Source organism: Vibrio fluvialis (assembly GCF_900460245.1).
GTDB lineage: Bacteria > Pseudomonadota > Gammaproteobacteria > Enterobacterales > Vibrionaceae > Vibrio > Vibrio fluvialis.
In genome coordinates this window covers 1,229,878-1,247,764 of sequence record NZ_UHIP01000001.1, presented here as the reverse complement: position 1 = coordinate 1,247,764, position 17,887 = coordinate 1,229,878, and the positions used below count along the sequence as shown (strand labels likewise).

17 protein-coding genes are annotated in these 17,887 nt (G+C 51.4%); 9 read left to right on the top strand and 8 right to left on the bottom strand.

The window, feature by feature from the left end; all coding sequences use genetic code 11:
• From DYA43_RS05960 to pspA, 4 genes are all read right to left on the bottom strand, one after another.
• Entirely contained in the window at window positions 1-1,041 is a 1,041-nt protein-coding gene (locus DYA43_RS05960; protein ID WP_061056425.1) for an efflux RND transporter periplasmic adaptor subunit, read from the bottom strand.
• Window positions 1,042-1,168: 127 nt separating this feature from the next.
• Window positions 1,169-1,558 (bottom strand): envelope stress response membrane protein PspC, encoded by a 390-nt coding sequence (gene pspC / locus DYA43_RS05955; RefSeq protein ID WP_020330282.1) that lies wholly within the window; start codon window positions 1,556-1,558, stop codon window positions 1,169-1,171.
• Window positions 1,551-1,784, bottom strand: a complete 234-nt coding sequence (gene pspB / locus DYA43_RS05950) for an envelope stress response membrane protein PspB (RefSeq protein ID WP_020330281.1) — start codon at window positions 1,782-1,784, stop codon at window positions 1,551-1,553. Before pspB ends, pspC begins: the two co-directional genes overlap by 8 nt.
• Before the next feature lie 32 nt (window positions 1,785-1,816).
• Entirely contained in the window at window positions 1,817-2,482 is a 666-nt protein-coding gene (pspA, locus tag DYA43_RS05945) for a phage shock protein PspA (protein WP_024373996.1), read from the bottom strand.
• Window positions 2,483-2,737: 255 nt separating this feature from the next.
• On the opposite strand from pspA, the gene pspF reads away from it, so the two are divergent.
• The 7 genes from pspF (at window position 2,738) to DYA43_RS05910 (ending at window position 9,877) form a co-directional block, all read left to right on the top strand.
• Complete coding sequence (gene pspF / locus DYA43_RS05940; protein WP_061056424.1) at window positions 2,738-3,736, top strand: phage shock protein operon transcriptional activator; 999 nt, start codon at window positions 2,738-2,740, stop codon at window positions 3,734-3,736.
• Between the two features lie 135 nt (window positions 3,737-3,871).
• On the top strand, window positions 3,872-5,494 hold the full coding sequence (gene sapA / locus DYA43_RS05935) for an ABC transporter substrate-binding protein SapA (protein WP_020330277.1): 1,623 nt from the start codon (window positions 3,872-3,874) through the stop codon (window positions 5,492-5,494).
• Window positions 5,494-6,456 carry an ABC transporter permease gene (locus DYA43_RS05930; protein WP_020330276.1) on the top strand — a complete coding sequence of 321 codons (963 nt, stop codon included), beginning with the start codon at window positions 5,494-5,496 and terminating at the stop codon, window positions 6,454-6,456. Before sapA ends, DYA43_RS05930 begins: the two co-directional genes overlap by 1 nt.
• Window positions 6,443-7,330: an ABC transporter permease subunit gene (locus tag DYA43_RS05925; protein ID WP_020428661.1), complete on the top strand. Its 888-nt coding sequence runs from the start codon at window positions 6,443-6,445 to the stop codon at window positions 7,328-7,330. The genes DYA43_RS05930 and DYA43_RS05925 overlap by 14 nt, the downstream gene beginning before the upstream one ends.
• Window positions 7,330-8,322 carry a peptide ABC transporter ATP-binding protein gene (locus DYA43_RS05920; protein WP_020330273.1) on the top strand — a complete coding sequence of 331 codons (993 nt, stop codon included), beginning with the start codon at window positions 7,330-7,332 and terminating at the stop codon, window positions 8,320-8,322. The genes DYA43_RS05925 and DYA43_RS05920 overlap by 1 nt, the downstream gene beginning before the upstream one ends.
• Window positions 8,322-9,110: a peptide ABC transporter ATP-binding protein gene (locus DYA43_RS05915; RefSeq protein ID WP_061056423.1), complete on the top strand. Its 789-nt coding sequence runs from the start codon at window positions 8,322-8,324 to the stop codon at window positions 9,108-9,110. Before DYA43_RS05920 ends, DYA43_RS05915 begins: the two co-directional genes overlap by 1 nt.
• Window positions 9,110-9,877 carry a DUF2927 domain-containing protein gene (locus DYA43_RS05910; protein WP_061056422.1) on the top strand — a complete coding sequence of 256 codons (768 nt, stop codon included), beginning with the start codon at window positions 9,110-9,112 and terminating at the stop codon, window positions 9,875-9,877. The genes DYA43_RS05915 and DYA43_RS05910 overlap by 1 nt, the downstream gene beginning before the upstream one ends.
• On the opposite strand, the gene DYA43_RS05905 is transcribed toward DYA43_RS05910, so the two are convergent.
• On the bottom strand, window positions 9,878-10,267 hold the full coding sequence (locus DYA43_RS05905) for a DUF2750 domain-containing protein (protein WP_020428667.1): 390 nt from the start codon (window positions 10,265-10,267) through the stop codon (window positions 9,878-9,880). It lies immediately after the preceding gene.
• An 88-nt stretch (window positions 10,268-10,355) separates the two neighbouring features.
• Window positions 10,356-11,261 carry a manganese-dependent inorganic pyrophosphatase gene (locus tag DYA43_RS05900; protein WP_061056421.1) on the bottom strand — a complete coding sequence of 302 codons (906 nt, stop codon included), beginning with the start codon at window positions 11,259-11,261 and terminating at the stop codon, window positions 10,356-10,358.
• A gap of 183 nt (window positions 11,262-11,444) precedes the next feature.
• Between DYA43_RS05900 and DYA43_RS05895 the strand changes: the two genes are divergently transcribed.
• Window positions 11,445-12,644, top strand: a complete 1,200-nt coding sequence (locus DYA43_RS05895; protein ID WP_061057207.1) for a putative manganese transporter — start codon at window positions 11,445-11,447, stop codon at window positions 12,642-12,644.
• Window positions 12,645-12,669: 25 nt separating this feature from the next.
• Here DYA43_RS05895 and DYA43_RS05890 read toward each other — a convergent pair whose 3' ends face one another.
• On the bottom strand, window positions 12,670-14,409 hold the full coding sequence (locus tag DYA43_RS05890; protein ID WP_061056420.1) for a glycoside hydrolase family 36 protein: 1,740 nt from the start codon (window positions 14,407-14,409) through the stop codon (window positions 12,670-12,672).
• 303 nt (window positions 14,410-14,712) lie between these two features.
• Between DYA43_RS05890 and DYA43_RS05885 the strand changes: the two genes are divergently transcribed.
• Window positions 14,713-15,387 carry a substrate-binding periplasmic protein gene (locus DYA43_RS05885; RefSeq protein ID WP_225869433.1) on the top strand — a complete coding sequence of 225 codons (675 nt, stop codon included), beginning with the start codon at window positions 14,713-14,715 and terminating at the stop codon, window positions 15,385-15,387.
• Between the two features lie 14 nt (window positions 15,388-15,401).
• Here DYA43_RS05885 and torA read toward each other — a convergent pair whose 3' ends face one another.
• Window positions 15,402-17,864 carry a trimethylamine-N-oxide reductase TorA gene (gene torA, locus DYA43_RS05880; RefSeq protein ID WP_061056419.1) on the bottom strand — a complete coding sequence of 821 codons (2,463 nt, stop codon included), beginning with the start codon at window positions 17,862-17,864 and terminating at the stop codon, window positions 15,402-15,404.
• Window positions 17,865-17,887 lie beyond the last annotated feature (23 nt).

Sequence of the window (17,887 nt, the reverse complement as noted above, 5' to 3'; positions counted from 1 at the left end):
TTATAGCCCCCGCTCTTTGACCCATTCACGAACTTTGATGCCCGCCTGAATGCTGCTCACGCCTGAAATGACAATACGATCGCCATCGTTGAGCCCGCTTAATACCTGACGTTTATCGTTCAGCTCCACTGGCACCTGACTGACAATGCCCTCGTTATCCACGCGCCAGACAAACTGTTTTCCGTCTTGTTCAAACAGCGCAGTCAGCGGCACGGTTGAAGCACTGCCTTTTGCGACCGACGCTCTGACCGTGCCCGCCATCCCCGGCAAAATGCCAACATCGGCGGGACGTTCCATTGCCATGGTCACTTTGTAGGACCCCGTTTGAGGGTCAGCTTCGGTATCAATTTCCTGAAACTGGAGGGGAAAAGTCATATCGGGGAAGGAATCGAAGACCATGGTTGCCTGCACATCATTGCCATCACCTCGCGCAAAACGGTTGAGCAAGTGGTCTGGCAACAAGAAAATCACTTTCAGAATCTGATTGGTCTGAATGTTCATCACACCCTGTTTTGCCGCAACGTACTCGAAGTTTTCCGCAGGAATGATGGAGATAGTGCCGTCATAGGGTGCCTGCAACTGGGTGTAACTGAGATTAGCTTTAGCTTGTTCCCAGGTTGCTTTGGCAGAATTGTGGTTGGCTTGCGCCTGATCGAAATCCTGCTCTGATACCACCTTATCCTCACGCAGCTTCTGATATCGCTTGTACTGCACATCCGCCAACAAAAAGTTGGCTTTGGCTTGCTTTTCTAGCAATGCATATTCGTCAGGATTGATTTGCGCCAGCACATCACCCTTTTTAACCGCTTGCCCGGCATTGACGTCGATTGACTGCAGCTGTCCGGGGACACGAAACGCAAGTACAGCGCGATCGCCAGCTTCACTGGTAGCAGGAAATTGACGGGAAAATTCATTGTTGCCGACTGACACGGTGGTCAATTTAGCAGGCCGGGAATCCGGCTCAGGCACAGGGGGGAGCTCTCTGCTGCATCCATGAAGAAAGGCAGAAGAAACCAATAAAAAAGTTATCGTTTTACGCATATTCATCACCTATGATGATTAATAGATCAAACATAGGCGAATCAGCGAGTTATCGCTACGTAAAAGACACAGAAAATTCAGGGAAATGAGAGCGGCATCCAATACCGCTCAGAAGTGAGAATATCGCTTACAGTTTGCTGAATTCCCGATTGACCTTAAACGCCTCGGAGGTCACGTACGCCTCCATTTTACGGACGCGGGATTCCACGTTGGTCAGGTCTTGGTCCAGCGTTTGTAGCAACGCCTGAGCCGTCTGCCCCTGCTCCCAAGGCTTGCTTTTAAGCGTATGAGATTGCTGGCTGCGTAACGAATCGCGATATTGTTCGGGCTGTTTTTCCAACATCAGTGACAGCGCAAGGTAGGCAATGATGACCAGAGCGAAGCCACCAAGCAGGGCCACTGTAATCACCAGAATGCGTACCAGCCACACTTCCAGTCCAAAGTAATTCGCCAGACCCGCACACACACCCGTCAACTTACCGTTGACCGGATCGCGATATAATTCTCGGCTACTCATAGTTGCGTCTCCAGTTTGGTGATTCCGCATCCAGAATACGCTCTAGTGTGTCAATTCGTGCTTCGAGGCCTTTGGCTTTTTGTGACAGCGACTGCAGCGCATCGAAATCCTCCTGCGACAGACCGTTTTCCATTTTGCGTTTGTTGCGGTAATGCAGCAGCAGCCAGAGTGGCGCCACAAATATCAAAAAGACAACCAAAGGTCCTGCAATGAAAAATGAGGCCATAGCTCGCTCCTAAATTCTTGAACTGGTGTTTATTAGTCTTGTTTCATCTGTTCTTTGAGCTTTGCCAACTCTTGTTCAATTTCGTCCTGCGCTTGCAGTTCGGCAAACTCTTGCTCTAATGACTTCCCTTTGCCGGATTGCGCATACAAATCCGCTTCCGCTTCAAGCTCATCCACCTTGCGTGAATATTGCTCAAACTTAGCCATCGCTTCATCCGTGCGGCTGGTGTGCAGATGACGTTGCACGTCACGGCGATTGCTGGCAGCTTGACTGCGAATCGCCAGCGCTTGTTGTTTAGCGCGCGTTTCTGTGATTTTGCTTTCCAGCTTGGCAATTTCGCCAGTGAGTTTATCAATGGTCTCTTCCACCAAAGTCTGCTCAGTATGCAAACCTTTGAGTAGGTTTTGCAATTTTTGTTTCTCAATCAAGGCTGCACGTGCCAGATCTTCACGTTGTTTGTTCAGCGCTAATGTGGCCTTGACCTGCCAATCTTCGATTTGTTGGTCAATGGCATCCACCTTGCGCGCCAGCTCTTTCTTATCAGCAATGGCTTTCGCGGAATTGGTGCGAACTTCCACCAATGTGTCTTCCATTTCCTGAATGATCAGACGAATCATTTTTTCCGGGTCTTCTGCCTTATCGAGCAGAGCACTGATGTTGGAATTCACAATATCGGCAAAACGAGAAAAAATACCCATGGTGATGCTCCTTCTAATGACTGTAGATTCGCGACGCGGCAAAGTGGTTTACACACAAGGCTAACTTTCCGAATTGCCTGTCGCGGTTCATCGTGGTTATCTGTCAATAGTTTTCCAATAATCGTGCCAATTCTTCGTTCTTTATTTTTCAGTCACTTAGATTGCTAATGGATTGAAGCTTCACTATGCTAATAACGATTTCGCTAACTGTTGGCAAATTTCGCCAAGTCGATAACTGAACGCGAGGAGCGCATCATGCAGCATAATTTAATCGGTGAATCTCCGGCTTTTCTCGCCGTACTGGATAAGGTGTCGCGCCTGGCGCCGATAGAAAGGCCTGTGCTGGTGATTGGTGAACGCGGAACCGGTAAAGAGCTGATCGCCCAACGATTGCACTATTTATCCAAACGTTGGGATCAGCCGTTGGTGGCGTTGAACTGCTCGACCCTCAGCGAGGGACTGATTGACTCTGAGCTGTTTGGTCATGAATCAGGATCCTTTACCGGCTCAAAAGGTCGCCATCAGGGACGTTTTGAGCGTGCAGAAGGCGGCACACTGTTTCTCGATGAACTGGCGACCGCTCCGCTTGCGGTGCAGGAGAAGCTGTTACGGGTCATTGAATATGGTCAGTACGAACGTGTTGGCGGAAGCCAGGTTTTAAATGCCAACGTGCGTTTGGTGTGCGCCACTAATGCAAATTTGCCTCAACTGGCAGAACAAGGCGAGTTTCGTGCTGACCTGCTCGACCGTTTAGCGTTTGATGTCATTCATCTGCCACCGCTGCGTGAACGCCGCGAAGATATTTTGCTGCTGGCCGAATATTTTGCGATTCGCATGTGCCGAGAACTCTCGTTGCCGATGTTTGTCGGGTTTACCGAGCACGCGGTGAGTGCATTACTCGGCTACGCCTGGCCGGGTAACGTGCGTGAACTGAAAAACGTCATTGAGCGGGCGGTCTATCAACACGGCAATGAAGAGTTCCCCATCGATCAACTGGTGTTTAACCCGTTTGGCCGCTCAAGCTCAATCGCTCAGACAGTTGAACCTGATTCAACCGATATCAGAGCGACGGAGTTTTCTCTACCGATGGATTACAAGCAGTGGCAGGAAGACCAGGACAAGGCATTGTTGAATCATGCGCTTAATAGTGCAAAGTTTAACCAACGCCAGGCCGCACAGCTGTTGGGTTTGAGCTATCATCAATTTCGAGGCATGGTAAGAAAATACCAGTTGCTGAACGATCAACAGGAATGAGCGCAACTTCCTTGGCTATTTAGCTAGTTAGATCAACCTTTTCACTTGGTTTCAAACCTCAAAGAATGGTAAATTAGCGGGATTTTGAGGCACAAATGCGCTGAATTTGCCTCGTTTCTCACACTCATTTTCAATATGAAAACTTTATTACGACTCACGCTGGGATTATGCGGCCTCAGCCTGCTTGCAGGTTGTGGAGAGAAAATCGATCATAGCAAAATTCGCCAGAGCGGATTCGTTTACTGTGGTCAGGGAAGCCCGAGCACGTTTAACCCTCAGCTCGTCGATAGCGGCATCACCTCTGAGGCTCTCAGCCCACAGATTTACGACACGCTGCTCAAACTCGATCCTGAAACTCATCTTCCGATTGCCAATCTGGCCACCGAATGGACGGTAAACAGCAGCGGAACGGAATACATATTCAAGCTGCGTAAAGGGGTTCAGTTCCAGACAACCCAATGGTTTACGCCGACTCGTGCAATGAATGCGCAGGATGTGGTGTTCAGTTTCCGCCGCATTATCGACACCACCAACCCTTACCACTACGTGAGCAACGGCAGCTACCCTTGGTTTGCTGGCATTGATTTCTCCAACCTTCTGGTTGATGTGCAGGCATTGGACGATGACACCGTCAAATTCACTCTGAGCCGTGCTGACAACAGTTTCCTCTCCAACATCTCCACCACCCACGCAGTTATTTTATCCGACGAGTATGCCCAGAAGCTCGCTTCACGTGACGAAAAGTCACTGATTGATACTCACCCGGTCGGGACGGGGCCGTTTTATCTCGATGAATTCCAGATTCGCGACTTAATCCGCCTGCGCCGTCACCCGGCCTATTGGAATGGTCCAGCGAAGATGCAGCAGGTGGTGTTTGATATTTCCCAACGCGGGACAGGCACGCTGGCGAAATTGCTGCGTAACGAATGTGACGTGCTCAGCTCACCTATTTCGAGTCAAATTCCAATCATCGAAAAACAGCCAAATATTATCCTCAACGCGAAGCCAGCAATGAACGTAGCGTTTATTGCAGTGAACACCTCGCACCCGGCACTGAACGATGTACGCGTGCGCAAAGCGCTTAACTTTGCCATCAACCGACAGAACATTCTTGATTCGGTTTACTACGGCACGGGGAGTATTGCTTACAACATTCTGCCACCAACATCCTGGGCGTATCAGAAAGACAGCATTCAGGTTCGTTACGATCGTAACTACGCGATGGCGTTGCTGCGCGATGCGGGTTTTGAATCAGGGCTGGAACTGAGTATGTCCGTACCACTGGAGCCACGCGCTTATAACCCGAGTCCGCGTAAAACGGCCGAGCTGATTCAATCCAATCTGGCTGATATTGGCGTGACTCTGCATTTGATTCCGGAAGACCGACTGGATCGCACCGAGCTGTCCGAACGTTCGCACATCGATCTCTTCCTGACGGGCTGGACAGGCGATACCGGGGATCCGGATAACTTCCTGCGCCCGTTATTGTCGTGTGATTCCAACCGCGCCGGACTGAACGTGGCGATGTGGTGTAACAGTGATTTTGACTTCCTGCTTGATCTGGCGCTGGAAGTGGAACGTCCGCGCTATCGTCTCAACCTGTATAAACAGGCACAGAACATTTTGAATCAGGAGTTTCCTGTGATTCCTTTGGCTCACGGTATGCAGTTTAAAGCGTACAACAAAACGCTGACTGGTTTTCGTCTCAGCCCGTTTAATGTTGAACCATTCAATACCGTTGAGAGGGTGACGGAATAATGCTGAATTACACCATCCGCCGCTTTAACCTGTTCGTGATCACCCTGCTGATCCTGACCATGGTTGGCTACAGTCTGCTGCGCCTTGATCCCCAGTCTCCCTGGGCAATTCAGGACTTCTGGCAGGGCTGGCTGGAATACATTACCGAGCTGATGCAATTCAACTTCGGCGTGAACAAAAACGGGGTACCGATTGCCCATGAACTGGTTCTCGTCTTCCCGGCCACACTTGAGCTGTGTTTGATTGCGTTCATTTTGTCATTGTTGGTGGGTATTCCGATCGGCACCGTCGCAGGCATGAAGCAGGGTAAATGGCTGGATACCATCATTTCGTTCACTTCGATGTCCGGCTATTCGGCTCCGCTGTTCTGGGTAGCAATGATGATGATTATGGTCTTCTCGCTGCACTACGAAATGCTGCCGGTTTCCGGCCGTTACGATCTGCTTTACCAAGTGGAACACGTGACAGGTTTTGCTCTGATTGACGCGTTTCTGGCAGAAGGCGCTTACCGTAGTTACGCGCTGCAGAGCGTGATTGAGCACATGATTCTGCCGTGTCTGGTTCTCGCTCTCGCACCTACCACACAAGTTATTCGCCTAATGCGCGCTTCGGTCGCTGACATCATGGGCCAGAACTACATACGCGCCGCGCGGATCAAAGGTCTCTCCTACTACGAGATCGTGATTCAACACGTGCTGCGTAATGCCATTCCCCCCATCATTCCTAAATTCGGGGTGCAGTTATCCAGCATGCTGACGCTCGCCATCATTACCGAGTCGATTTTTAACTGGCCGGGGATTGGTCGCTGGCTGTTGGACGCATTGTCCAATCAGGATTACGTTTCGATTCAAGCGGGTGTGATCGCGGTCGGCGCACTGGTGCTTACCGCCAATATTCTCTCAGATCTGATCGGCGCAATGATCAACCCGCTGGTAAGGAAGGAATGGTATGCTAACAAATAACGTTTATCAGGAAGAGCATATCCCGACTCAGTTCGAGCGCTTCTGGCGCAGTTACAAAGCGAACAATCTGGCGATGTTTGGCTTATGGTGCCTGATTCTGATTCTGGTGGTCACCCTCACCTCGTACTGGATTACTCCACACGATCCGCACATGCAATCGGGCGAATTGCTGATTCCACCATCATGGGATCCATCCGGCACCGTTGAATACTTTCTTGGTACGGACGATTTGGGACGCGACATTCTGTCACGTCTGATTGATGGTTCGCGCCTCACTTTCGGCGCGGCAATCATCATTACCGTGATTGCGACGGTGATTGGTTGCGGCATCGGCATTCTGGCAGGCATGACCCGAGGTTTGCTGTCGAGTACTTTGAACCACCTGCTGGATACCGTGATGTCTATTCCGTCACTGCTGCTAGCGATTATATTCGTCGCTTTCCTCGGCTTTGGTGAATTCAACGTTTTATTGGCTATTTGCCTGGCATTAATTCCAAGATTCATCCGTTCGCTCTACATTGCCGTACATAATGAAGTAGAGAAAGATTACGTGATGGCCGCACGTCTCGACGGTGCAAATGACTCGTATCTGTTGTGGCATTCCATTTTACCTAACGTGCTGCCGGTCATTGCATCTGAAGTGACCATGGCACTGTCCATCGCGATTCTGGATATCACGGCTCTGGGCTTTCTCGGTCTGGGTGCCCAAGCACCGAGCACCGAATGGGGCGCCATTTTGGGTGACTCAGTCGAACTGATTTATCTGGCGCCGTGGACAGTAACACTGCCGGGTATCGCAATTATGTATACCGTGGTAATGATTAACCTGGTGGGCGAAGGTGTCCGTCAGGCGTTAAATGCAGGAGTCGAATAATGCCGTTACTCGATATTCGTCACCTCACGATTGAGATTGATACGCCTCAGGGTCTGGTGAAAGCGGTTGACCGCATGAGCATGACCATGAACGAAGGCGAAATCCGTGGTCTGGTGGGTGAATCAGGCTCGGGTAAGAGTTTGGTCGCCAAGGCCATTGTTGGCGTGGGCAAAGAGAACTGGCGTATTACCGCTGACCGTATGCGTCTTGGTAATATAGACCTGCTGCAACTCACACCACGTGAACGTCGCCGGGTCATTGCCCGCGATGTTGCGATGATTTTCCAGGAACCGTCAACCTGTCTTGACCCGTCGGAAGAGGTGGGCAAACAGCTGATTGAGTCAATCCCGTTCCGGACGTTTGAAGGCCGCTGGTGGGAGCGCTTTACCTGGCGTAAACGCCAAGCCATTGCCCTACTTCACAAAGTCGGCATCAAAGATCACCGCCGCGTGATGGGCAGCTATCCGTATGAACTGACCGACGGCGAGTGTCAGAAAATCATGATTGCCATGGCGATTGCCGCTAAGCCAAAACTATTGATTGCCGATGAACCGACCAACGACCTTGACCCTATTACTCAGTCACAAATTCTGCGTCTGTTGAGTCGCATGAATCAGGTCAACAACACGTCGATTCTGCTGATCGGACACGACCTGACCACCATCACTCAGTGGGCTAACCGCATCACGGTGATGTACTGTGGTCAGTCGGTTGAATCGGCCGATACACAGAAAATCATGACCGAGCCGAAACACCCATATACCGTGGCGCTGCTGCGTGCTATGCCGGATTTCAGTGACTGGATTCCACACAAAGAGAAATTGCAGTCTCTGCCGGGTTCGATTCCTCCGCTGCAGCACTTGCCGATCGGATGTCGCTTAGGCCCTCGTTGCCCTTACGCACAACGTCAATGTGTTGAAGTTCCCCAAACCCGCTGGGTGAAAACTCATAAGTTTGCCTGCCACTTCCCGCTGAACATGGAGCAGCAGTAATGAGTGATTCACTGTTAGACGTCAGAGACTTATCCAAAGACTTCATTACCCGCTCCGGTCTGTTCCGTAGAAAGGTCCAGCATGCCGTTAAACCGGTCAGCTTCACGCTGGAACCAGGCCAAACCATTGGTTTTATCGGTCAGAACGGATCGGGTAAATCAACACTGGCACGCATGCTGGCAGGCATGGTTGAGCCCACCAGCGGCGAGATTCGCGTCAACGGTGAACGCCTTGCACATGAAGATTACGCGACTCGTTGTAAGCTGATTCGAATGATTTTTCAGGATCCGAATACGTCGCTGAACCCGCGAATTCAGATTGGCCGCATTCTGGAAGGCCCACTGAAACGAAACACCAACATGACGCCGGAAGCGCGCATGAAGCGGGTCAAAGATACTCTGCTGCGTGTCGGCCTGTTGCCAGAGCATGCCTATTTCTATCCGCAAATGCTGGCAACTGGTCAAAAGCAACGTGTCTGTCTGGCGCGCGCGCTGATTCTTCAGCCGTCGATTATTATTGCAGACGAAGCGTTGAATGGTCTTGATATGGCGATGCGCTCGCAGATCATTAACTTGTTTCTGGAATTGCAGGAAGAGATGGGCGTTTCGTTCATCTACGTGTCGCAGCATATCGGCGTGATCAAGCATATTACCGATAAAGTGATGGTGATGCACGAAGGTGAAGTCGTGGAATTTGGTGATACGCTGGAAGTCCTTTCTGAGCCGCAACATCCCATCACGCAACGTATGGTAGAAAGTCACTTCAACAAAGCGCCGTGCTTTAAATAATGCGCATCTGGCCTGTTCTTACTGCCCTGCTGTTTTCCCCGCTGGCACAAAGCGCCAATAACTGGGAAAACCCGGCATTTGTAGAGCAGGCTTTTGTGCAGGTTGCCCTGCGCAACGAATATTCAGCAGGTTCAAAACCGCTGGTTAAATGGAACAAGCCCGTCAAAGTCTGGATCGAGCACAAAGTCTCCGATAGTGATCTTCATGAAGCGCTCGCGTTAGCGCAGCTTAATCATCTGGCCGCAATGACGGGCCACACCGTCACGCGTGTTGCCAAGCGTGAAGAGGCCAATCTGATTTGGGTCTTCACTCAGCAATCCGATTGGAAAAACGATGTGCGACGTGAAATGGGCGCAGCAGCAGCAAAACACATCTATGGTGCGGTGTGTCTCGGCAACTATCGAATCAGTAACAGCACTCATGAGATCGTGTCTGCGTCTGTCGTTATTCCGGTGGATCAGGCGCGCAGTCACGGCAAATTACTCGCGTGTGTGGTCGAAGAAGTGACGCAAGTGATGGGGTTACCCAACGATTCTGAAAAGGCTTACCCATCGATATTCAATGACAAAACACCGGACGATCTGCTGTCACCGCTGGATGTCATTCTGCTCAAACTGCTTTATGAGCCTGAACTCAAAACGGGTATGAGTGAGCAGCAGGTACGGCCTATCGTGAAAACGATATTAAAACGGTACAAAAAAGACGGCGTGCTTGCGCAGGCCGTCCGAATGTCACATTCATCAGAATTGTATGACTGGATGCCGTAATCAGCGGCGAGCGTTTTGCTTGTCCAGTTCCATATCAAACTCGTCAGGAAACAGTACTACGCCTTCCTCATTGTCGTTTGGAAACACCACAACAGAAAGATCGTCTTGCTCCAGACCGCTGGTCCAGCGGCTACGCCATTTATTCAGTGAAATCGCTTCCGCTTCGCATTCAGCCCAGTCGCCTGTTGCCCATGCTTCAGCAAACTCGCGGTTTGGCCATACAGGCACGCAGTCGTCATCTTCGGTATTGAGCATCACACAGCCGTGTTCATCTTTGAGAATCCACACCTGTTGATTAGCTACGATTTCTTTGATGCAGTAAGTAAAACGCTGCTCTTGATCGTACTGATTAATGGTCGCGATTTGTTCCGCGCTCAATGCATTGGCCATGTTGGTCTCCAAATAAAAACGCTCCCAGCAACAGGCTGCGAGCGTTCAAACCGTCAATTTACCCGGGCATGATACCCGAATTGAACAATTAAGCCAGTTCGCCTTGCAGCCAAGGCCAACCCTGTTTCTTGCGGCTAAGGGTGTTTTCCATCATCAGCTCGCCGTCAACCAAGTGTTTTTCCAGCTTCTCAGCCCATTCGCCTTTAAACAGTAGACGAGTTTGCGCTGTGGTGATGTCAGTCAGCATCAGCGCTGCCAACGCCAGATGCTCTTCATCACAGCGACGCTGCAAATCCGCTTCCAGCGCATCAATCATGCCATTAACCTGATCCAGGGTTGCCAGTTCAACCTGACCGACCACCAGATCGCGGCCATTAAAAGGATAGGCTTTCAGATCTTTTTCGACCAGTTCAGCAGCGCTCAGGCCGTCAATATCCGTCTTGGCAATCAGCAGCGCACGAATAAAGCCATCGAGATCATCAACACCCGCCAGCGGAGCCAGTTCAGCGACGGCGTCTTTGTCTTTCTGGGTGCAGGTTGGCGATGCAAAGCCGACAGTGTCTGACAAAATCGCTGACATCATCAGTACCGCCATTGGCTGGCTGATCGTCGCGTCTTCCATCTTAAACAGGTTAAACAAAATTGTACTGGTGCAACCAACCGGCCAAATCCATGCTTCCAGTGGATTAACGGTCATCACATCACCCAGACGATGGTGATCGACGATACCCAGAATTTCAGCTTCGTTTAAGTCGTCGGGAGCCTGCGCAAGATCGGTGTAATCCACCAGCCAGACTTTTTCACCCGCAACACGGGTGCGCAGTTCCGGTTGTTCCACCCCCGCAGAGGCAAGTATGTGCTGGGTTTCGCGGTTAATGTCACCCTGGCGAATCGCTTTCGCGTCCAGACCACGAGCTTTCAACAACTCAGCGGCAACCAAGGCACTACAAATACTGTCACTGTCCGGGTTCTTATGACCTACTACTAAAATCATTGTCTTTCCTATTATTTTTCCCGTATTGAGGGCATCACTCACAAAGGCAGTCACTCTACTCAACTCAATGATTTGTGCATGGAGCTAAATCAAAAAAGATGGAGTTTCATCGCAATCCACCCTATTGCGAATCATTCCTATTTACATATAATGAGAATTGTTCGCATTTTCATGGTGGCTATGATGTTTTCAATTAAACTGCCCGACTTCTCTTCCGCTTCCCAGCAATGGATTCCACTGCGCTTGGGTTATAAACGCCTGTTGCTACCCGTCGCCTTAATGATGTTGCTGCTGAGTAATAACACCCGTGAACTGACCGTCCAGACGCTGTCAGACTCCTTCTGGGCCGTCTCCACCTATGTCGCACTGACGCTGGCGATTTACCACTATCTTTCCCGATGGGTGAACGGCACGAACCGCTTCGTCGTGGCATTTCATCAGTCACGTAACCTTCAGGTAGTGATTGCGTCATTACTCGGCGCATTGCCCGGGTGCGGTGGCGCGATTGTCGTCACCACCCAGTTCGTCAGCGGTAAAGTCGGTTTTGGTTCACTGGTCGCGGTGCTGACGGCAACCATGGGGGATGCCGCGTTTCTGCTATTGGCGAGTAAACCTCTGACCGGGCTTGGTGTGATTGGCATAGGTATCGTCACTGGCTGTATCACTGGCCTGATTGTCAATGCGCTGCACAATGATGATTTCATGCGCCCAGCGGCAAACCAAGATCAGGTAGAGAGAACCAGAACACCAGACGCCCCCCTGTCACAAACTGCACTGAACTTACAAGGTACATTCTGGAAATGGTTGTTGCTGCCCGCTTCTGTGGTGGCATTCGCTCAGTCGTTTCAGATAGATATTAACGCGCAGCTTGGCCTGCCAGCGCTGACGATCGAATGGCTCGGGGCGTTGTTGGCGGTGGTGAGCATGTTGTTGTGGGCACTAACCCGCGAGTTGGATACGTATCAGGATGCGGTGAGTGAGGATTGCAAAACCCGTCAGGCACACCCGCTACAAAAAGCCGCGCAGGACACCAATTTTGTCAGTACTTGGGTGATCCTGGCTTTTCTGGCGTTTGAACTGGCCCACCATTTTACCGGCTGGGAAGTAAGCCAGGAGTGGCAGCACTGGGGCATCTGGATGCCGGCAATCGGCATTGTTGTTGGCATGTTGCCCGGCTGTGGTCCACAGATTTTGATCACCAGTTTATATCTGGCTGGCAGCGTGCCGCTGTCGACTCAGCTTGCGAATGCGATATCCAACGACGGCGACGCATTATTCCCTGCCATCGCACTGGCTCCCAAAGCGGCGCTGTTCGCCACGCTCTACACCTCAGTGCCAGCCATCGTGGTTGGCTACGGCTATTACTGGCTGTTCGAGCTGTAAAAAGGGAGCCGAGCTCCCCTTTTCTTCAGCATGCGGTCACAATTGCCCGGCTGCATAATCCACCGGGCAGAGTCACCATCAACACTTGAGAAGGCTCTTCACTCAGCGGCTCGCCGCTCCAGAAGTCATACCAATGCACTGGTGTGTCGGCAATCAATGTAAATTCACATTCATCCCCGCCATAGTTAAACAGGCAGTGCAGGTCATTGACTTCGTTGAGTTTTAAAAAAGCACGATTCAGCGATAACGACGTCATTTTCGCCGCTTCCTGTGTCTGCCTGTGACGAGCCAGCAGTTTGTGCAGACTGTTCTTAGTGAAAGCCGTCAGTTCAGGCAGCGGGTCGCCGGATAACAGCAAGCCACCGCTGGCAAGAATCACATTGCGATGAAACTCATACGCACTGCGGTCAGTCGCTTGATTCGGCAGTGAGGTGAGGGTCAGACAATCGGGATCAATCTGCCACAGCTGGCGATGCTGCCAACTGCGATAAAAGGTCTCACGTGCGATCTGATTAAAGCGATGGGGATGACGTTCCACGTCATCAGACACGCGCATGGCATCCACCAATCCGAGCGATGGCCACATCGGCGCGTTGCACCCCAAGAGCCAAGCGTCCTGAGCGCCTTCAGCGATTGCCTGCATGCCCATGCGATACGCTTCCACACCCGTTACGCCTTGTTGATAGCGTCTGCCCTTGAGCGTTCCCCAGTAGTTCGCATCGAGCTTAAACAGCTCAATTCCCCACTCTTCACGCATGGTGCGAACCACACGCGTCAGATGTTCCTGCACATGCGGATTAGAACAGTCGAGAACGTACCAAGGGGTGCAACGCCAGCCACCATAAGTGACATCTTCCGCTTTGAGCAGAGTGCCGTTCGTGTGACGGACAAACCATTCCGGATGTTCACGAAACAGCTGAGATCCCGGCTCGGCGATGAATGGCGCCATCCAGATTGCCGGCTTCTTGCCACGGCGACGTATTTCGGTCACCAAGGACTGCACTCCGGCACTGAACTTGGCCGACGGGGTCAGCCAATCTCCCATAAACGCCTGATAACCATCATCGAGCAGTACCCATTCAAGGTGTTCCAGCTCATCCTGCATCACATCGACATTATCGAGAATATTCTGTTCACTCACGTCAGCATAGTAGGCATACCAAGAACACCAGCCCACGGGTGCCTCTGACTGACAATGTGGACGGTTTTCGTAATGCCGATGGATGTATTCGACGTAATCGTGATACAGCTTCGACAGCGATTCACCTTCCAGCATCACCAACGATTCAAGGCGGTTGGACGACCAGGATAGAGGCTCGCTCAGTTCACCATCCACAAACGCGGTGACAATGTAACTTCCATCAAACTCGCTTAGCTCAAAATACCCGGCAAAACGGTGACAAGAAGAAAAGCCAAACAGCAGATAGCCATTCGAGCTTTCCACCACCAGATAGTTATAAAAGCGCTTTGGCGCATTCGCATCGTAAATTCGATAGCTGAGATTATTGTCCGGGCAGCGGCCTACGTCACTCGGTTGACTGAGCGTACCCGCCGTTTGCGCCAACATTTGAAAACCATCGCCAAGAATTCGGGCATCCGGTTCTACATCAAGTTGAGTGCGACACAGCGGAAAGTGTTCACTGAGCGGCGTATTGTGCAGACCAATGTAATCGAACCGGAGCTCATCGTGGTGCACGGACACACCGACATCCAGTGGTTGCAGGAGCTCGACATCTCTCAGATTACGGAGTGTTAACCGGGTCATGTCATCCTCAAATATTTATCTGTTTAACGTATTGAGTATCTTATTATCAGCTTACGCCATAAGTTAGCTAAGTCACGAATTGCAGACCGCTCTGACTCGTTTGCTTAAAAAGCAGGCGGTGATTGCAATCACAATCCGATACGGGAAATCCGCCGCCGTCAGAGCAAATGGACTACACTCTGCTTCATATATTTCGATTGGGAATATGTCTTGTCACTCTTTACTCGTTTCTTATTCTCCGGTGTCTGGATTTTCGCAACTTGCAACGCGCTCGCCTCCCCCGTTATTCATGCGGTTCAGGACGTGTGGCCACCATACATTATCGACACCTCAGACTATCCCGGCATCTCGGTTGAAATTGCGCAGCGCGCATACGCCAGCCAAGGTTATCAGTTGGAAATGGACATTCGCCCGTGGTCGCGCGCTTTTAAAGAGATTCAGCACGGACGGGATCAAATAGTGATCGCGGCCTGGTATTCCGCCAGCCGGGAACCCCAATTGCGCTTTTCCACCCCTTATCTGGACACCGAGATCAGTCTGATTTCGCGTAAAGACCATCCGGTACCGTTCGGCAATTTTGAAGATCTGAAGGGCAAAACAGTCGGCATCGTGGAGCACTATGCCTACGACGACGACTTTATGACCAGTAAATGGTTTCAGCGCGTTCCGGCCAGCGATCTCATCACCAACATCCGCAAGGTTCTTGTCGGTCGCGTCGATCTGTTTATTGAGGATGCGCGAGTGGCACGATGGACGATGGTGGAAAACAGCATTTCTCCCGAGGAGTTTACCTACATCCACCCACCAGTTTCGATAAGTCCGCTTTACGTGATGGTGGCGAGAGACAATCCTAAAGCGCAGGTGTATCTGGAGGCGTTCAATCGTGGGTTGGAAGCGATCAAAGCCAATGGTGAATATGACGCCATCTTGCACAAATACGATAGCGGTTTACCATTGGTAAAAAAGCCAGCTCAATGAGCTGGCTTTCATCTTTAGGCGACTTCGATTGGCCCACCGAATGACGTCACAGGCGGTACCTTGCCAGTGAACTTCTCAAAGTCCACGATACAGGTGTTGGCTGAAGTTGCCTGCGCCAACTCTGACGTACCGAGGTCAAGCGTTAACGTATTTGGGTCACCGTAAGTACAGATCGCACCTTCTTTCTCAGATAACGGGCCGTACCACGCCCCCTCTTCAATGCGAATCACACCGCGTGGGTAACTGTCCGACAACACCGCGCCCGCCAGTAGCTGACCGCGACCATTGAACACGCGCACTAAGTCGCCCTCTTTGATGCCTTTGGCTTTGGCATCCATCGGGTTGATGTAAACCGGCTCACGACCTTGCACCGCGTAGGTGGCACGGAACGCTTCCGATTCACACATCTGCGAGTGCAGGCGTTTATCCGGGTGGCAAGATTGCAGCCAGAACGGATATTTGTCTGATCCCGGACCACCGTGTGAACGTTCGGTTTTCTCAAACCACATCGGGTGTTCCTGACAATGTTCGTAGCCGTAGCGACCAATCTTGCGAGAGGTGATTTCGATAAAGCCAGACGGCGTACCCAAGGCGTTGATCTCTGGGTCTTTACGGAAATCGGCATGACGAACCCACGGTTTGCCTTCGCCAAATTCCAGCACGCTCTGTTCCCAGAACTCATCGAATTCGGGCATATCAAACTTGCCTTCGTTGGCTTTTTTACAGTCGTTGTAGAGCGAGCGTACCCACTCCATTTCGTCCATACCGCGTGTAAATTCTTCATGGCGGCCGAAACGACGTGTCAGCTCGGTCATGATTTCAAAGTCGGTTCGCGACTGGAACATCGGATCCACCAAGCGGTGCATCGCAATCAAACCTTTGCCGGAATACGAACCATACGAGTCAATGTCGTTTCGCTCCCACTGCGTACAGGCTGGCAGCACGATGTCGGAGAAGCGACAAGTCGCCGTCCAGTTGAAATCAATCGTGACCACGGTTTCCAGTTTCTGGAACGCGCGTTTCATCTTGTTGCGATCTTGATGGTGATGCCACGGGTTATTGCCCGAAATCACCATCATTTTGAAACCAGGCAGCGTCACGGTGTTGCCGTTGTGATTGATTTTCTTACCCGGTTCGAGAATCGCATCAATCCAGCGCGCGACCGGAATCGTGCGGCTGTAACCGTTGAAATCGTTGTTGTCCCATTTCGGTTTTGCGCCTTGATCCAAGTTGCGCGGGAACCCGCCCGGGCCAGCAAAACCGGTCGAAGGTACGCCGATGCCCGAATAGTGGTGACCGTACGAAATACCGCCGCCCGGCAGGCCGATCTGACCAATCATCGCCGCCAGCACCGCACCCATCCAGTATGGCTGTTCACCGTGTTCCTGACGCTGAATACACCAGCCAAACAGCAACTGCGTGCGACCTTTCACCAACATACGGGCAAAATCGCGAATGGATTCCGGCGTCACGCCACAAATCTTCGCTGCCCAATCCGGCGTGCGTTCAATCTTATCTTTGGTGTTCCCCAACACGTATTGAATGAAGTCATCAAAACCCAAACAGTAAGTGCTGATGAACTTCTTGTCGTAGAGATCTTCGGTGTACAGCACATGCGCGACCGCCAACATAAACGCCACATCGGTCTGTGGGTTGATGTACAGGTGATCGTTCTGCAGGAAACGCTGAGTTTTGTTCTTCACCGGATCGACAGAAACCACATTCACTTCGCCCTTGGCGATTTTTTCTTTCAGTTGATCGAGATAGCCAAAGGATTGGTGCGTCTCACAGTTCCAACCCACTTGCAGGTTTTTCACCGGATCGTTTGCCCACAGAATGATGTTGTCGGAATGCTTAAGAATCTCCGTCCATGAGGTACCCTGCGCATACACTTCAGTCGAACCCAGCACGTAAGGCATGATGGTTTGGCCGGCACCGGTCGAGTAGTCGCCCACTTTGGTGATGTAGTTGCCGTGCATGCCTACCGCGCGCTGCATCATCGCCGTACAGTTGTGGAACGCGCCGGTTTGGTTCCAACCGGTTTGACCCGCGTGCAGTGCCCAAGGCCCATATTGCTTCTGTACGCGTTCCAACTCGCGGTAGAACAAGTCAATCGCTTCATCCCAAGTGACACGGATGAAACGGTTATTGCCGCGCGTTTCAGCGCTGTATTTATGTTTTTTCAGCCAATCAAGACGCACCATGGGGTAACGTACACGAGACGGGCTGTAAATAATGCCTTTAATGCCGTTGAGCATATCGGTCGGATGTTTGTCGGTCTCCAGCGGTTTAATTGCCTGAACCTTGCCACCGTAGATCTGGGCGCGAAACGCGCCCCAGTGTGAACCCGACACTTTCCAGGTACCGGTGGTTTCGGCTGCCTGAGCCGTGATTGGTGTCAGCAAGCTTGGGCCAATAATCGACGCCGCACTGGTGGTTGCCACACCTTTTAGAAAACTTCTTCGTGTAATCGCCATCGTGTTTACTCCGTAAAACGCAG

Coding starts and splice junctions, on each gene's coding strand:
- DYA43_RS05960 (WP_061056425.1), bottom strand. CDS start 1,041: ATGCGTAAAACGATAACTTTTTTATTGGTTTCTTCTGCCTTTCTTCAT.
- pspC (WP_020330282.1), bottom strand. CDS start 1,558: ATGAGTAGCCGAGAATTATATCGCGATCCGGTCAACGGTAAGTTGACG.
- pspB (WP_020330281.1), bottom strand. CDS start 1,784: ATGGCCTCATTTTTCATTGCAGGACCTTTGGTTGTCTTTTTGATATTT.
- pspA (WP_024373996.1), bottom strand. CDS start 2,482: ATGGGTATTTTTTCTCGTTTTGCCGATATTGTGAATTCCAACATCAGT.
- pspF (WP_061056424.1), top strand. CDS start 2,738: ATGCAGCATAATTTAATCGGTGAATCTCCGGCTTTTCTCGCCGTACTG.
- sapA (WP_020330277.1), top strand. CDS start 3,872: ATGAAAACTTTATTACGACTCACGCTGGGATTATGCGGCCTCAGCCTG.
- DYA43_RS05930 (WP_020330276.1), top strand. CDS start 5,494: ATGCTGAATTACACCATCCGCCGCTTTAACCTGTTCGTGATCACCCTG.
- DYA43_RS05925 (WP_020428661.1), top strand. CDS start 6,443: ATGCTAACAAATAACGTTTATCAGGAAGAGCATATCCCGACTCAGTTC.
- DYA43_RS05920 (WP_020330273.1), top strand. CDS start 7,330: ATGCCGTTACTCGATATTCGTCACCTCACGATTGAGATTGATACGCCT.
- DYA43_RS05915 (WP_061056423.1), top strand. CDS start 8,322: ATGAGTGATTCACTGTTAGACGTCAGAGACTTATCCAAAGACTTCATT.
- DYA43_RS05910 (WP_061056422.1), top strand. CDS start 9,110: ATGCGCATCTGGCCTGTTCTTACTGCCCTGCTGTTTTCCCCGCTGGCA.
- DYA43_RS05905 (WP_020428667.1), bottom strand. CDS start 10,267: ATGGCCAATGCATTGAGCGCGGAACAAATCGCGACCATTAATCAGTAC.
- DYA43_RS05900 (WP_061056421.1), bottom strand. CDS start 11,261: ATGATTTTAGTAGTAGGTCATAAGAACCCGGACAGTGACAGTATTTGT.
- DYA43_RS05895 (WP_061057207.1), top strand. CDS start 11,445: ATGTTTTCAATTAAACTGCCCGACTTCTCTTCCGCTTCCCAGCAATGG.
- DYA43_RS05890 (WP_061056420.1), bottom strand. CDS start 14,409: ATGACCCGGTTAACACTCCGTAATCTGAGAGATGTCGAGCTCCTGCAA.
- torA (WP_061056419.1), bottom strand. CDS start 17,864: ATGGCGATTACACGAAGAAGTTTTCTAAAAGGTGTGGCAACCACCAGT.